This window comes from Phenylobacterium sp. P4_E10, from assembly GCF_056401675.1.
Map to the genome: position 1 here is coordinate 80,518 of NZ_JBFUIW010000014.1, position 14,255 is coordinate 94,772.

The following is a 14,255-nucleotide window of genomic DNA, read 5'->3' on the forward strand; positions in this document are numbered from 1 at the left end:
CGCCGACTCCTACAGCATCGACGGGATGACGCGGTCGGGCGGGCGGTGGCCGTCCATCCAGGTCTTCAGGTTGATGATCACCTTCTCGCCCATGTCGATGCGGGCCTCGACGGTGGCTGAGCCCAGGTGCGGCAGCAGCACGGCGTTCGGCTGGGTCAGCAGCTTGGGATTGATGGCCGGCTCGAACTCGAACACGTCCAGGCCGGCGCCGGCGATCGCGCCGGCGGCCAGCAGGTCGGCCAGGGCCGCCTCGTCGATGATCCCGCCGCGGGCGGTGTTGACCACCACGGCGTGCGGCTGCAGCAGCTTCAGCCGCCGGGCCGACAGCAGGTGGTAGGTGGCCGGCGTGTGCGGGCAGTTGACCGAGATGATGTCCATGCGGGCGAGCATCTGATCGAGGCTCTCCCAGTAGGTGGCCTCCAGCTCCTCGGCGATCACGTGGCTGACCGGCTTGCGGTTGTGATAGTGGATCTGCATGCCGAAGGCGCGGGCGCGGCGCGCCACAGCCTGGCCGATGCGGCCCATGCCGATGATCCCCAGCCGCTTGCCGTTGACCCGGCGCCCCATCATCCAGGTCGGTGTCCAACCGGTGAAGTGGCCGGCCTGCACGACGTTGGCGCCTTCGACGATCCGGCGTGAGACGGCCATGATCAGCGCCATGGTCAGGTCGGCGGTGTCCTCGGTCAGCACGCCGGGCGTGTTGGTGACGGCGATGCCGCGGTCGTTGGCGGCGGCGACGTCGATGTGATCGACCCCGGCGCCAAAATTGGCGATCAGCTTGAGCTTGTCGCCGGCCGCGGCGATCAGGTCGGCGTCGATATGGTCGGTGATGGTTGGGACGATGGCGTCGGCGCGCTGCACGGCCTTGATCAGGGACTCGCGGTCCATGGGCGCGTCATCGAGGTTCAGCTCGGTGTCGAACAGCTCGCGCATCCGGGTCTCTACCTGGTCGGGTAGTCGGCGGGTGACGATGACTTTGGGTTTGCGAGGGGCCATGAGCGTTCGAAAGGAATCTTTAACTGCGCGCGGCGCGCCTTGCGTTGTGTAACCAAGAACCTCTAGCAAAGCCCCTATGGACGGCCAAGGCGAGCCTCAATCGATTGCACGGCGCAGAGCCGCAACGCCCGTTTTTTTGACGCTGGCGCTGATTTTTGCCGTTTGCGCGCCCGCCGCGCAGGCGGCGCCGCGGCTGACGCCCTCCGGACAGCCGGTGCCGCGCTACGTATCGCTGAAGTTCGACAAGGTCTATGCGCGGGCCGGTCCGGGGGAAGATCACAAGCTTTTGTGGGTGTACGAAGCCAAGGGCCTGCCGGTGCAGGTGGTGGCCGAAAACACCGAGTGGCGCCGGATCTGCGATCCTGACGGCGGCATGGCCTGGGTGCACCGCCGGCTGACCAGCGGCGAGGCCACGGTGATGCGAGTCAAACCCACGCGACTTGGCTTGCACAAAAAGCCCCGCGCAGAGGCGGAGATCGTCGCCTACCTCAATCCGCGCTCCATCGCCGAGCTGGTGAAGGACTGCGACGAGGGCTGGTGCAAGGTGCGCAGCCAGGGTGTTTCCGGCTGGGCTCAGGCGGCTGAACTGTGGGGCGTTTCGGACGCTATTCAGTGCAAGGTGGGCGGTGTGCGCGCCACGCGCAGCCGTTGAGCCCGAGGTCCTGCTCTGCTAGGGCCTGAAATTCATGATTCCTGAGGCTCCAAAAATGAGCCGTCGCCAAGAAAGCCAAGCATGATCCAGGGCGCCAAGGCCAAGGACCACTACAATCTCGAAGAGCTGCTGGCCTGCGGCAGAGGCGAGATGTTCGGCCCGGGCAACGCCCAACTGCCGGTGCCGCCAATGTTGATGTTCGACCGGATCACCCAGATCACGGAAGGCGGCGGCGCGCACGGCAAGGGCTATCTCGAGGCAGAACTCGATATCAACCCCGACCTCTGGTTCTTCCAGTGTCACTTCATCAACGACCCGGTGATGCCGGGCTGCCTGGGCCTGGACGCCATGTGGCAGCTGGTCGGCTTCTTCCTCGGCTGGTCGGGCGCGCCCGGCAAGGGCCGTGCGCTCGGCGTCGGCGAGGTGAAGTTCACCGGCCAGGTGACGCCGAAGGTCTCCAAGCTGGTCTACAAGATCGACCTGAAGCGGGTGATCATGCGCAAACTGGTGATGGGGATCGGCGACGGGGTGCTCGAAGCCGACGGCAAGCCCATCTATGAGGCGAAGGACCTGCGCGTCGGACTGTTCGACGCCAAGGACCTGGTCTGAGAAGCCGGAGCTAGTTCATGCGCCGCGTCGTCGTCACCGGGATCGGTATCGTCTCCTCCATCGGCTCCAACGCCAATGAGGTCCTAGCTTCGCTGCGCGAGGCCAAATCCGGCGTCAGCTTTGCGCCGGAATACGCCGAGCTGGGCTTCCGCTCGCAGGTCCAGGCCTCGCCTGGCGTCGACTGGGAAGCCATGGTCGACCGCCGCGCGGCGCGCTTCCTGGCCCAGGGCACGGCCTATGGCCACATCGCCATGGAACAGGCGATCGCCGACGCCGGCCTGGGGGAGGCCGAGGTCTCCAACGAGCGCACCGGCCTGATCGTCGGATCGGGCGGCCCCTCGACCAAGGCCATCATCGAGGCGGCCGAGACCGCCAAGACCCGCGGCCCCAAGCGGGTCGGCCCGTTCGCTGTGCCCAAGGCGATGAGTTCGGGCGCCTCGGCGACCCTGGCCACCTGGTTCAAGATCAAGGGCCTGAACTTCTCGATCTCCTCGGCCTGCGCCACCTCCACCCACTGCATCGGCTCGGGCTACGAGCAGATCCTGATGGGTAAGCAGGACGTGGTGTTCGCCGGCGGCACGGAAGAGCTCGACTGGTCGCTGAGCGTGCTGTTCGACGCCATGGGCGCGATGAGCTCGAACTTTAACGACCGCCCGGCCACCGCCAGCCGCGCCTATGACAAGGATCGAGACGGCTTCGTGATCGCCGGCGGCGCCGGCGTCGTGGTGCTGGAAGAGTACGAGCATGCCAAGGCCCGCGGGGCCAAGATCTATGGCGAAATCGTCGGTTACGCGGCCAATTCGGACGGCTTCGACATGGTCGCCCCTTCGGGCGAGGGCGCGGTGCGCTGCATGCGCCTGGCGATGGCCGACCTCGGCGGCCGCAAGATCGACTATCTGAACCCGCACGGCACCTCGACCCCGGTCGGCGACAGCAAGGAAATGGGCGCGGTGCGCGAGGTGTTCGGGGCGAACGTGCCGCTGATCTCGTCGACGAAGTCGCTGACCGGCCACAGCCTCGGCGCGGCCGGGGCGCAGGAGGCGATCTACAGCCTGCTGATGCTCAACAACGGCTTTGCGGCCGAGAGCGCCCACATCGAGAACCTCGACCCCGAGTTCGCCGACCTGCCGATCCTGCGCCAGCGCCAGGAGGTTCAGCTCGAGACGGTGATGTCGAATTCGTTCGGCTTCGGCGGCACCAACGGCTGCCTGGTGATGGCGCGGGTCTGACTCGCGTCTTCGCGCAATACGAGACCTAGGAGACCACCCGTGGCCGAAGATTATCAGATGCCCAAGGGCGAGCTGATGAAGGGCAAGAAGGGCGTGATCACGGGGGTCGCGAACCACCAGTCGATCGCCTGGGGAATCGCCTCGCAGCTGGCCGCGCAGGGCGCTGAGCTCAGCTTCCTGCACCTGCCCGGCATGGAGCGCCGGGTTCAGCCGCTGGCCGAGAGCGTCGGCGCCAAGGCCATCGTTCCTGCCGACGTCCAGGACGACGGCTCGATGGATGCGGCCTTCGAGGCCATCGAGAAGGCGCACGGCACGATCGACTTCTTCCTTCACTCGATCGCCTTCGCCAACAAGGACGAGCTCAAGGGGTCGTTCGTCGAGAACACCACGCGCGACAGCTTCTTGCGCGCGATGGACATCTCGGTCTTCTCGTTCGTCGATTGCGCCCGCCGCGCCGCCAAGCTGATGCCGAACGGCGGGTCGATCGTGACCATGACCTATCTCGGCGCCGAGCGGGCGATCCCGAACTACAACACCATGGGCGTGGCCAAGGCCGGGCTTGAGGCCGCCACCCGCTACGTGGCGCGCGACCTCGGCCCCAGCCGCATCCGCGTCAACGCCATCTCAGCGGGGGCCATGAAGACCCTGTCGCTGGCCGGCATCAGCGGCGGCCGCTCAATGCTCGCCCAAGGCCGCGCCATGTCGGCCCTGGGCGAAGACACCTCGATGGAGGGCGTGGCCGGCTGCGCCCTGTGGCTGTTGTCCGACCTCGGCTTCTCCACCACCGGCGAGGTGGTTCACGTCGACGCCGGCTTCCACATCATGGGCCTGGCCGCCGACAGCGAAGCCTAGGCCAGCTGCAGGCGGCGCGAGCGCAGGGCCCCGCCGACCAGGCCGAAGCCTGCGATCATCATCGCCCAGGTGGCCGGCTCCGGCACTGCAGAGCCGGCGAAGCGGACCTCGGACAGGCCGACCGGCGAATAGCCGTAGGTCGCCGGGTCCTGCTGGTGGTTGCCCGACAGCCCGATCTGGACATAGCGGCCCAGGCCCGACAGGCCGAAGGTTTCGGCGCCCAGAGCCTGGCCGGTTCCGCGCGAGAACTGCCCGGCCAGCACCTGGGTGAAGTTCACCCCGTCGGTGGAGAGCGAGACCGTGAAGGCCTTGGCCGCCCGGTCGAGCGTCGAAGCGTAGCCCTCGGTCCCGAAGTTGTAGTTCCAGACGTCCAGGCTGCTCAGCTGATAGGCGCCGCCGAGGTCGAAGGTCAGGGTGGCGCTGTCGACACCGAGGTCGGTCATCCACATGTTGGTGTAGTTGGCGTCATGCTTGCCGCCCGACAGACCGCTGCCGTCGATCAGGTTCTCGGCGTTGTACTCGCCCCAGAACGGGAAGGTGTTGGAAGCGGTGACCCCGACCGGGGTAATCACGGCGCCTTCAGCCGGGGAGGCGAAGATCGCGGCAGCGGCGGCCAGGGCTGCGAAGCCCAGGAATTTGGTGGACATGGTTACCCTCGAATTAAGCTTTCGAGGGCAGATGCCGCGCCAGCGTGGCGCGGCGATCTCGGTTCCGTGAACTTTGGTTGAAGTCTCGGCGCCTGCGCTACGCTGAGTAGGCTTTCATAAAGCGGTGGGCCGCCTCGGCCGCCACCCGTTCGATCTCCGGAGGATCGAGCGAGCGATCGACGCCCAGCAGCTGCGCGATCTGATGGGCGCCGATGAACATGCCGACGAAGAACTCCGCCGCCAGGTCGGGATCGTCCACGGCCAAGCGGCCGTTCTCGGTTTCCATCCGCAGGAAGGCCGCAAGGCGCCTGCGTGATGTCGCGGGGCCGGCCTCGAAGAACGCGCGCGCCAAGTCGGGTTGGTCGGCCGCGCTTTCGACGGTCATCCGCAGCATTGAGGTTCCGCGCGGCATCATCACCGCTGCGAGCATCGAGCGGCCGAAGGCGGCGAGCGTCTCCTCCGGGTGCTCGGCCGCTTCGGGCAGGTCCAGCGGGGCGGTGATCTCGGCCACCCGCCGGTCGACGATGGCGCGGACCAGTTCGGGCTTGGAGCCATAGTGGTTGTAGATCGTCTGCTTGGACACGCAGGCGCGGCGGGCGATCTCCTCCATCGAGGCGGAGAGACCGCGCTCGCCGAACACCTCGGCGGCGGCGTCGAGGATGGCCTCGGTCTTGGCCAGGTCGATCTGCCCTACTGCCCTTGGCATCAGTGACCGCCGCCGCCGGAGGGCGCCTGGTTCTTGGCCGGGGTGGCCATGAAGCCGAGCAGCGAGGCGAAGGCGCAGCCAATGGCCAGGAAGTAGAACCCGTCGCCGAACGCCAGCACCATGGCGTCGCGGCGCAGGCCCATGCCCAGGAACTTGTGGGCCGCGCCTTCCGGATTGGCGATGCCCTGGGCGTCCATCATCGCGGTCAGGCCCGCCAGCATTTCCTGTCCCTGCAGGCTGGAGACGCTCATCGCAGCCGACAGCTCCGACAGGTGGACCGCGGACTGGTCGCTGAGCACGGTGGTCAGGACGGCCAGACCGACGGCCCCGCCGATGTTTCGGATCAGGTTCACCAGCCCGGAGGCGTCCTTCATCATCTCCGGCGGCAGGGTGGAGACGCTGAGCTGTTGGGCGGCGATCATGGCGATCATCACCCCGACGCCGCGGACAGCCTGCAGCGTGGCGAACTCCCAGAAGCCCCATTCGGCCGTGACCCGGACACCCAGCCCGACGCCATAGGCGGCCAGGGCGAAGCCAAGCACCAACGGAATACGCGGATCCATGTAGCGCACCACCCGGCCGGCGATCGGCGCGCTGAGGAACATGGTCAGGCCCGAGATCAGCATGGTGGTGCCGACCTCGGCCGACGAGAACTGGCGGATCTGGCCCAGGAACAGCGGCAGGATGAAGGTGCCGCCGAACAAGCTCATTCCCGACACGGCGTTCATCAGGAAGCCGAGAGTGAAGTTGCGGTCGGTGAAGGGCTTCAGCGAGACGATCGGCTGGCGATAGGTGAGCTGGCGCCAGATGAAGACCACGCCGGCGATCACCGCGGTGACCGTCAGCCACAGGATCACGTCGTCGTCGAACCAGCCCTCGCCGGAACCTTCCTCGATCACGTACTGCATCGACAGCAGGAAGACCGTCATGATCGCCAGGCCGAACCAGTCGATGCCCTTGGCCAGCGACGGGTCGCCCTTGTCGAAATTGCCGTAGCGGCCGACCAGGAACATCACCAGCAGACCGGGCGGGACGTTGACGAAGAACAGCCAGCGCCAGTTCATCGCCTCGGTCAGGTGACCGCCGAGCGTCGGGCCGATGGTCGGCGCGAGGGTGACGATCAGGCCGACGACCACGTTGGCCGTCACGCGCTTCTCGGGCGGGAAGACCGTCATGGCGGTGGCGAACACCGCCGGGATCATGGCGCCGGCCGCCAGGCCCTGAAGGGCCCGGGTGACGATCATCATCTCGATGTTGGTCGACAGGCCGGTAGCGATCGAGGTGACGATGAAGCCGGCGGCGGCGGCCACATAGACGGTTCGCGTGCCCCACATTTTGGTCAGGTAGGCGGTGAGCGGAATGATCACCACCTCGGCTAGCAGGTAGATGGTCTGAACCCAGCTGATCTCGTCGGCGCTGGCGCCGACCCCGGCCTGGATCTGGCTGAGCGAGGAGGCGACGATCTGGATGTCCAGGATGGCCATGAACTGGCCGACCACCATCCCGCCGAAGCCGAGGAAGATCTTGACCCAATCGACCTCGCCCGAGGCGGTCACGTGACCGCCGGGCGGGGCCGGGCGCGGAGGCGCCTGGGCGGGTGAGATGGCTAGGGCGTCGTCAGCCACGGCCAGGGCCCTTAGCGCGAGACGCCGGTGCGGGCGTACTGCGCCGCGGGGGCGGCCTCAGCGAAGCTGGGTCCGGTGTTGGTGGTCACGTCGACCTTGACCTCGACGGACAGGCCGGGGCGCAGGGCGCCGGCCAGCGGCGACTTCGGATCGACGGCAATCTTCACCGGCAGGCGCTGGGCGATCTTGGTGAAGTTGCCGACCGCGTTCTCGACCGGGATCAGAGCGAATTCAGAGCCGGTCGCCGGCGCGAAGCTGTCGACGTGACCCTTGATCTCCTGCTTGCCGAAGGCGTCGGCATGGATGGTGACGGGCTGGCCGACACGCAGGCGCGCGACCTGGGTCTCCTTGAAGTTGGCGACGATATAGGCGTCGCCGAGCGGTACGACGCTCATCAGGGCGCTGCCGGGGCGGACGTACTGACCGCGGCGCACGGCGCGGGCGCCGACGACGCCGGTGACCGGCGCCTTGATCTCGGCGCGGTCCAGATTGATGCGGGCCTGTTCGACCACCGCATGGGCGGCCTGGGCCTGGGCCAGGGTCTGGTCGCGGGCCGAGCCGAGGCTGTCGGCGCTGCGGCGTTCGGCTTCTAGGGTCGCGCGGGCCTGGTCGACGCCGGCGGTGGCCTGGCTGGCGGTGGCGCGGGCGGTTTGGGCGCGCTGCGGCGACACCCAGCCCTGCTGGGCCAGCGAGCCGTAGCGGGCCAGCTCGGCCTGGGCCAGTTGCGATTGAGCGTGGGCGGAAGCCACCCCGGCCGCCTTCTGGGCGATCATCGCCTGTTCAAGGCGAGCCTTATCATCGACGGCGCGAACCGCAGCGTCCAGCGCCGCGGCGTTCGCCTCGGCCTGGGCCAACGCCGCCTTCAGCGGGGCGGTGTCAAGGCGCACCAGCACCTGCCCGGCTTGGACCTGCTGGTTGTCGGAAACCAGCACCTCGGCGACGTAGCCGTCGACCTGAGGTGCGACCGAGACCTTGTCCGCCTGGATGAAGGCGTTGTCGGTCTTCTCGAACTTCTGTTTGTTCACCCACCAAGCGCCGCCGCCGACGACCAGGGCCACGGCGACCACGCCGCCAACCGCGAGGGGAACGAACTTCTTGGGCAACAACGCCATGGGAGGGCCTGGAAAATTGCTGAAAAATGGACGCATCAGTCCAATCAAGGCCCAAGTAGGGCGGCTGCGTGGACTCCGCAATGGGTAAAATGGACGGAGACGTCCAAAAATCGATTAACGCCGCTATATCGCAGCGGGCCACCTCGATGCTCGCGGCGATGGCGGAGAAGCTCGACTAGGCCCTGAACCAGCCCCCGACCACGCAGGACACCTTGCCGTCACGGATGGTGATCGTTGCTGGGGAGCCGACCCCGGGTTTGAAATACGAGGTTCCAGCCGCCGTGGTGACCGCCACGGCCGCCGGCCCGTTGAACTGGCAGACCCTGTAGGGCGCGCCGGGGATCAATCCTTCGGCTAGCGGCGAAGCGCAGCTCGCATGCCCGAACCGGCGGCTGAAACTCGCGCCGCCATAGCTGAAGCTTCGCGGCGCCTTGGCGCCGAACAGCGCCGGTGTCGGGTTATCGATCACCGCACAGGCCGGCCCCGAAACGTTCCAAGCGTCGCGCTCGGCCTGCTGGGTCGACCAGGTCTCGTAGATCAGCCAGGCCGGCATGCTGCAGACCAGAACCAGGAGCATGACCGGTCCCAGCAGCTCGCCAGCTACGGTCGGTCGTGCAAGGCCCGCCATGGACGCCTCCGCAGGATGCAGCGGCCAGTTCACCCGCAATCCGGGCGCCATGCAACTGCTCTTGCCGCGCTTGAGGCTGGACCTTCGCTCCCATTCGTCGGCATATCCCGGCCATGGCTGAGACCTTCGATGCGGACGTGATCATCGCCGGGGCCGGGATGGCGGGGGCGACCTTGGCGCTGGCGCTGAAGAGCGCTGGGCTGGAGCCGATCCTGATCGACCCGGTGGTGTTCGACGACCAGGTGGCGCCGACCTTCGACGGCCGCGCCTCGGCGATCGCCTTCGCCTCGTTCCGGCAGTGGCGCACCCTGGGACTGGCCGCCGAGATCGAGCCCTATGCCCAGCGCATCGAGCAGATCCTGGTGACCGACGGCTATGCGCCCGGGGCGGCCGCTCGCAAGTCCAGCCCGTTCTATCTGCGCTTCGATTCCGCCGAGATCGCCGAGCGGTCGGCGGGTGAACCGCTCGGCTACATGCTGGAAAACCGCCGCACGCGCGCGGCCTTGGCGGCCGGAGTAGGGCGCGCCAAGATCCGGGTCGAGGCGCCGGCCAGGGTCAAGAGCGTGGCTTTCGATCGCGCCGCCGCCGCCGTGACCCTGGAGGACGGCCGGGTGCTGCGGGCGCCGCTGGTGGTCGGGGCTGAGGGCCGCGGCTCGGTGGTGCGGGCAGCTACCAAGATCGGAGTCATCGGCTGGGACTATCCGCAGACCGGCGTGGTCGCCACCGTGCGGCTGGAGCGCGGCCACGAGGGCGTGGCGCACGAATACTTCCTGCCCGGCGGGCCATTCGCCATCCTGCCGCTGACCGACGACCGGGCGAGCCTGGTCTGGACCGAAAGCCGCGCCAAGGCCGCGGCGCTCAAGGCTGCTTCACCGCAGGCCTTCCACGCCCACCTGCAGCGTCGGTTCGGCGAGTTCCTCGGCAAGGCGACGCTGGATGGCGGGGTCTTCACCTATCCGCTGTCGCTGCAATTGGCCGAGCGGCTGACCGCGCCGCGCGCGGCGCTGCTGGGCGACGCGGCGCACGGCATCCACCCGATCGCCGGTCAGGGGCTGAACCTGGGCCTGAAGGGCGCCGCGGCCCTGGCCGAGGTTCTGGTCGAAGCTGCGCGCTTGGGCGAGGACATCGGCTCAGAACTGGTGTTGGAGCGCTACGCCCGCTGGCGCAGCTTCGACACAGTGATGCTGGCGGCCGCCACCGACGTGTTCACGCGGCTGTTCTCCAACGACAACCCGGTGCTGCGGCTGGCGCGGGGCGCCGGCATGGCGGCGGTCAACCGGATCGGACCGGCGCGGAGGTTCTTCATGGAAGACGCCGGCGGCGCCACCGGCGACCTGCCGCGGCTGCTGCGTGGGGAAGCATTGTAGCTGTCAGATCCTCCCCTTTTGGAGGAGGTGGATCGGCGCGGAGCGCCGAGACGGAGGGGGCCAGCGACCTAAGGAGTCAAAGTCCCCCTCAGTCAGCCATTCGGCTGACAGCTCCCCCGGTGGGGGAGCAACACACACCTCAGTCTCAGTCGATCGCCCGGGCCTCTTCCGGCAGCATGATCGGCACGCCGTCGCGGATCGGATAGGCGAGCTTGGCGCCCTGGCTGACCAGCTCGCCGGCGACGCGGTCATAGACCAGCGGGCCATGCGTCACAGGGCAGACCAGGATCTCGAGCAGGCGCGGATCGACGTCGGCGGTCAGCGAGAGGGGCGCGGGTGTATCGGTCATGCGCCGCTTCTACTGGATCGAATGTGGCCCGTCATCGTCCGCTTCGAGGCTGTCGATCTCCAGCAGGGCGGTTAGCGCGTCGCAGCGGTCGGCTACGGTCGGGGCCTCCAGCAGCGCCTGTTTCTCCGGCGGATCGAACGGCAAGCCCATGGAGAGGCTGGTCACCAGGCTCTCGAGCGGCGCGGTCTCGGCGGTCTCCCAATCGATGTCGAGCTCGCGCCGGTTCAGATACCGCTTCAGCGCCCCGGCGAAGCGGCGGCGGTCGAAGGCCGGGATCTCGGCGGCCTCGACGCTGAGGTCATCGGCGAAAGATTCGAATTCCGCCCGCACCTGGCGATAGGGACTGGAGACCGACACCTCCTCGCGCACCAGGAAACGGCACACCCCGGTCAGGTTGATCAGGTAGCGGCCATCCGAGGTCTCCGAGAATGAAGTGACCCGACCGGCGCAGCCGACGCTGGCGAGATTGGGCCGGGTGCGGTCGCCGCCGGCGCGGGTCTGCACCATGCCGATCATCCGGTCGCCCGCCATGACGTCGTCGATCATGTTCAGGTATCGCGGCTCGAAGATCTGCAACGGCAGGTCGCCGCCGGGCAGCAGCAATGCGCCGTCCAGCGGAAACACCGGGATCATCTGCGGTAGATCGGAAGCTCTACGAAAGACTGCGGCCGGCATGACACGGCCTCTCCTCATGAGAACAGGATGGAAGACAGGCGTCGGCGGCCCGCCCGGGTGATGTCGGATCCGGCGCCCGCGGCCTCGAAGATGGTCAGCAGCTGCTTGCGCGCCGCCTCGTCGTTCCAGGTGCGGTCGGCCTCGATGATCTTCAGAAGGTGGTCGGCGGCCTCGTCCCAGGCGCCACGGGCGGCCATAGCCTTGGCGATCTCGAAGCGCGCCTCGTGGTCGTCGGCATTCTTGGCCAGCCGCTGCTCGAACTCCCCGATCTCGCTGGGGCCTTCCTCGGCCAGGGCCAGGGCGGCGCGCACGCTGTCGAGGTCGGGGTCCTTGGCGCCTTCCGGAGCCATGGCGGCGATCTCCGCCGCGCGTTCCGGCTCGCCGCCGAGCAGATAGCAGCGGGCCAGCCCGCCGATGGCCCTCACATTGTCGGGTTCGGCCTGCAACACCTGAGCGAAGGCCTGGGCTGCGCCGCCGACGTCGCCGACGTCCAGCGACTCCTTGGCCATGGCCAGCAGCTCGTCGGCGGCGTTGGCTGGAGCCTGGCCGGCGATGCGGTCGACGAACTGCTTCACCTGGCTGTCGGGCAGGGCGCCCATGAAGCCATCGACCGGTCGGCCGCCGACGAACGCGAACACCGCCGGAATCGACTGCACGCGCAGCTGGCCGGCGAACTGGGGGTTGGCGTCGATGTCGATCTTGACCAGCTTGACCTTGCCCTTGGCGGCCAGGACGTTCTTTTCGATCGACGGGCCGAGCTGGCGGCACGGGCCGCACCAGGTCGCCCAGAAATCGACGATGACCGGCGTCTCCTTGGAAGCCTCGATGACGTCGGCGATGAAGCTAGCGTCCGTGCCGTCCTTGATCAGATCGGCTGCGGCGGCTTGGGGCTGGGTCTCGCCGATCAGGCTCATAAGGCGTCTTCCGAAACAGGGGCTATCCGGGCGTAACGCGCCCGGCCGCTAAAATGGTCCCTTCCGGCCCGCGCTTCAACGGGGCTTTGGCCCAGTTCAGGCGTCCTCGACCACAGCCATGGCCGCAAAGTCGACGACAAGGGGCGCGACGCCCAGCGCCGTGAGGAACGCGGCGAACCCGGCCTTGGAAACGCCGGTGGTGGCGGTGTTGGTCAGCGGGTGGAAATTGACCCGCTCGGCCTGGGCCAGACGGCGGTCGAGCACGAAGCTCACCTGATGCTCGACGTCGTTGATCAGAGCGAAGGCTGTGACCGAGCCGGGCGTCACCCCCAGGTGCGCCTCCATCAGCTCGGCCGGGCCGAATGACAGTCGCGCCGAGCCGATGACCGTGTGCAGGCGCTTCAGGTCGATGGCGGTGTCGTCCTGGGCCGAGATCAACCACAGCCGGCCCTTGGCGTCCTTCAGGAACAGGTTCTTGGTGTGGGCGCCGGGAATGTCGTCCTTGATCCCCTCGCCCTCGCCGACCCGGAACACCGCCTCGTGGTCGGTGGTGTGGTGCTCGATCCCATGGGCGTCGAAGAAGGCGATCAGGTCGGAACGGGTCTTCATGCCGCTTGCTTAGCCCATGGCCTGCTCTCCCCGCTAGCGGCCGGCCCGTCTCGCCGCTAGAGCAGATGCAAAGAGCCAAGTTTGGAGGAGCCCCATGGAGCTCGAGTGCTATCCCACCGCCATGCGGCCGCCCGAGATCGTGCCTGGGCGGCCCCAGCGCGCGTGGATGGACCGTTTCGCCGAGCGCCATCCCTATCGCTGCCTGCCGCTGACCATGGCCAACACCACCGGCTGGGAGATCCTCTGCCCGATGGCGTTCACCGCCGAGTGGAACGGCGGCCTGATGCAGGGCGACATCACCATGACGCCCGACCGGCCGCACCCGGACTTCCATGACTTCGTGAAGAGCCACTTCAGCCACGGGGTGATGACCTTCCATCCGGGCTACCTGTTCCGCACCCCGCCGGGCTGGTCGATGATCGCCCAAGGGCCGCCCAACCACATCAAGGACGGCATCCAGCCGCTGGCCGGCCTGGTCGAGACCGACTGGCTGCCGTTCCCCTTCACGATGAACTGGATGTTCACCCGGCCGGGCCGAATCCGGTTCGAAAAGGGCGAGCCGTTCTGCTTCATCACCCTGACCAAGGACCGCGAGCTGGCCGACTTCCAGCCGGTGATCCGCGGCATGGATCGCAATCCCGAGCTGCGCGAGCAGTATGACACCTGGGAGAAGCACCGCTCGGAGTTCAACAAGCGAATCTTCCGCGCAGACCCCGACGCGACCAAGGAGGCCTGGCAGCGATACTACTTCCGCGGGGAGTTCCCGGAGGAGACCGGAGAGGCCCCGAAGGACCACGTGAACAAGCGTCGCCTAAAGAGTCCGAAAATAGGTGGTTAGGGGTGTTGCCAACGTGCGGGCGCTCTGCCATAAGCCCGCTCTCGATTTTCGGGCGGCACGGGAAACCAAGTCGCTTCGGAGTGCGGGCGTAGCTCAGTGGTAGAGCACAACCTTGCCAAGGTTGGGGTCGAGAGTTCGAATCTCTTCGCCCGCTCCAATCGGAAATCGAACCCAGCAGGGGCCGCCGCAAGGCGGCCCTTTTGCTTTGCGCGCCCCTGAGCTATAGGTCGCCGCGATGATCCTGGCTTTCGACCTTGTCGGCCTGCTGAACGCGCCCACTGCGGCGCGTGTGGCCGCCTGCGTCTCGAAAACCACCATGATGATTATTACCACCCCCACCGCTGGAACGGGGCGAACGCGCGCGACCTAAAAGCCGCCGACGGATCGCAAGATCAGGAACCCCGCTCCCGAACAGGCAGCGGGGTTTTTTGTTGTGCGCGCCGTCGG

General features: G+C 67.6%; 15 protein-coding genes, 1 tRNA gene and 2 pseudogenes. 7 read left to right on the top strand and 11 right to left on the bottom strand.

The genetic code is table 11. The features are described from left to right. Positions 1–9: 9 nt before the first annotated feature. Positions 10–996, bottom strand: coding sequence for a 2-hydroxyacid dehydrogenase (locus AC1DQJ_RS16285; RefSeq protein WP_477605145.1), 987 nt, complete (start codon positions 994–996; stop codon positions 10–12). A gap of 76 nt (positions 997–1,072) precedes the next feature. On the opposite strand from AC1DQJ_RS16285, the gene AC1DQJ_RS16290 reads away from it, so the two are divergent. From AC1DQJ_RS16290 to AC1DQJ_RS16305, 4 genes are all read left to right on the top strand, one after another. After that, positions 1,073–1,648, top strand: coding sequence for an SH3 domain-containing protein (locus AC1DQJ_RS16290; protein ID WP_477605147.1), 576 nt, complete (start codon positions 1,073–1,075; stop codon positions 1,646–1,648). An 81-nt stretch (positions 1,649–1,729) separates the two neighbouring features. Further along, positions 1,730–2,257 carry a 3-hydroxyacyl-[acyl-carrier-protein] dehydratase FabA gene (gene fabA / locus AC1DQJ_RS16295; protein WP_477605149.1) on the top strand — a complete coding sequence of 176 codons (528 nt, stop codon included), beginning with the start codon at positions 1,730–1,732 and terminating at the stop codon, positions 2,255–2,257. 17 nt (positions 2,258–2,274) lie between these two features. Further along, positions 2,275–3,486: a beta-ketoacyl-ACP synthase I gene (gene fabB, locus AC1DQJ_RS16300; RefSeq protein ID WP_477605151.1), complete on the top strand. Its 1,212-nt coding sequence runs from the start codon at positions 2,275–2,277 to the stop codon at positions 3,484–3,486. Positions 3,487–3,525: 39 nt separating this feature from the next. Beyond that, a complete protein-coding gene (locus AC1DQJ_RS16305; RefSeq protein WP_477605153.1) occupies positions 3,526–4,338 on the top strand; it encodes an enoyl-ACP reductase FabI in 813 nt (270 codons plus the stop codon). Here the strand turns inward: AC1DQJ_RS16305 and AC1DQJ_RS16310 are convergent. The 6 genes and pseudogenes from AC1DQJ_RS16310 to AC1DQJ_RS16335 form a co-directional block, all read right to left on the bottom strand. Further along, positions 4,335–4,436, bottom strand: a pseudogene (locus AC1DQJ_RS16310) (PEPxxWA-CTERM sorting domain-containing protein); the annotation flags it as partial. The gene AC1DQJ_RS16305 and the pseudogene AC1DQJ_RS16310 sit on opposite strands and share 4 nt — an antisense overlap. Positions 4,437–4,508: 72 nt before the next feature. Next, positions 4,509–4,985: pseudogene (locus AC1DQJ_RS16315) on the bottom strand (discoidin domain-containing protein); the annotation flags it as partial. A gap of 97 nt (positions 4,986–5,082) precedes the next feature. Then, entirely contained in the window at positions 5,083–5,691 is a 609-nt protein-coding gene (locus AC1DQJ_RS16320) for a TetR/AcrR family transcriptional regulator (protein ID WP_477605155.1), read from the bottom strand. Beyond that, positions 5,691–7,316 (bottom strand): DHA2 family efflux MFS transporter permease subunit, encoded by a 1,626-nt coding sequence (locus tag AC1DQJ_RS16325; RefSeq protein ID WP_477605157.1) that lies wholly within the window; start codon positions 7,314–7,316, stop codon positions 5,691–5,693. Before AC1DQJ_RS16325 ends, AC1DQJ_RS16320 begins: the two co-directional genes overlap by 1 nt. 11 nt (positions 7,317–7,327) lie before the next feature. Beyond that, a complete protein-coding gene (locus AC1DQJ_RS16330; RefSeq protein ID WP_477605159.1) occupies positions 7,328–8,428 on the bottom strand; it encodes an HlyD family secretion protein in 1,101 nt (366 codons plus the stop codon). 175 nt (positions 8,429–8,603) lie between these two features. Further along, positions 8,604–9,107 (bottom strand): hypothetical protein, encoded by a 504-nt coding sequence (locus AC1DQJ_RS16335; protein WP_477605161.1) that lies wholly within the window; start codon positions 9,105–9,107, stop codon positions 8,604–8,606. Positions 9,108–9,169: 62 nt separating this feature from the next. Here AC1DQJ_RS16335 and AC1DQJ_RS16340 point away from each other — a divergent pair, with 62 nt between their 5' ends. Continuing rightward, complete coding sequence (locus AC1DQJ_RS16340; RefSeq protein ID WP_477605162.1) at positions 9,170–10,423, top strand: UbiH/UbiF/VisC/COQ6 family ubiquinone biosynthesis hydroxylase; 1,254 nt, start codon at positions 9,170–9,172, stop codon at positions 10,421–10,423. Between the two features lie 145 nt (positions 10,424–10,568). Here the strand turns inward: AC1DQJ_RS16340 and AC1DQJ_RS16345 are convergent, their stop codons facing one another. From AC1DQJ_RS16345 to AC1DQJ_RS16360, 4 genes are all read right to left on the bottom strand, one after another. Next, positions 10,569–10,772, bottom strand: coding sequence for a Trm112 family protein (locus AC1DQJ_RS16345; RefSeq protein ID WP_477605164.1), 204 nt, complete (start codon positions 10,770–10,772; stop codon positions 10,569–10,571). Between the two features lie 9 nt (positions 10,773–10,781). Continuing rightward, positions 10,782–11,447 carry an LON peptidase substrate-binding domain-containing protein gene (locus AC1DQJ_RS16350; protein WP_477605166.1) on the bottom strand — a complete coding sequence of 222 codons (666 nt, stop codon included), beginning with the start codon at positions 11,445–11,447 and terminating at the stop codon, positions 10,782–10,784. A 14-nt stretch (positions 11,448–11,461) separates the two neighbouring features. After that, positions 11,462–12,361 carry a tetratricopeptide repeat protein gene (locus AC1DQJ_RS16355; RefSeq protein ID WP_477605168.1) on the bottom strand — a complete coding sequence of 300 codons (900 nt, stop codon included), beginning with the start codon at positions 12,359–12,361 and terminating at the stop codon, positions 11,462–11,464. Positions 12,362–12,457: 96 nt separating this feature from the next. Continuing rightward, positions 12,458–12,970: a prolyl-tRNA synthetase associated domain-containing protein gene (locus AC1DQJ_RS16360; RefSeq protein WP_477605170.1), complete on the bottom strand. Its 513-nt coding sequence runs from the start codon at positions 12,968–12,970 to the stop codon at positions 12,458–12,460. Positions 12,971–13,064: 94 nt separating this feature from the next. On the opposite strand from AC1DQJ_RS16360, the gene AC1DQJ_RS16365 reads away from it, so the two are divergent. Both AC1DQJ_RS16365 and AC1DQJ_RS16370 read left to right on the top strand, forming a co-directional pair. Beyond that, positions 13,065–13,808 carry a DUF6065 family protein gene (locus AC1DQJ_RS16365; RefSeq protein WP_477605172.1) on the top strand — a complete coding sequence of 248 codons (744 nt, stop codon included), beginning with the start codon at positions 13,065–13,067 and terminating at the stop codon, positions 13,806–13,808. Between the two features lie 82 nt (positions 13,809–13,890). Continuing rightward, positions 13,891–13,965: transfer RNA gene (locus AC1DQJ_RS16370), tRNA-Gly, on the top strand. Positions 13,966–14,255 lie beyond the last annotated feature (290 nt).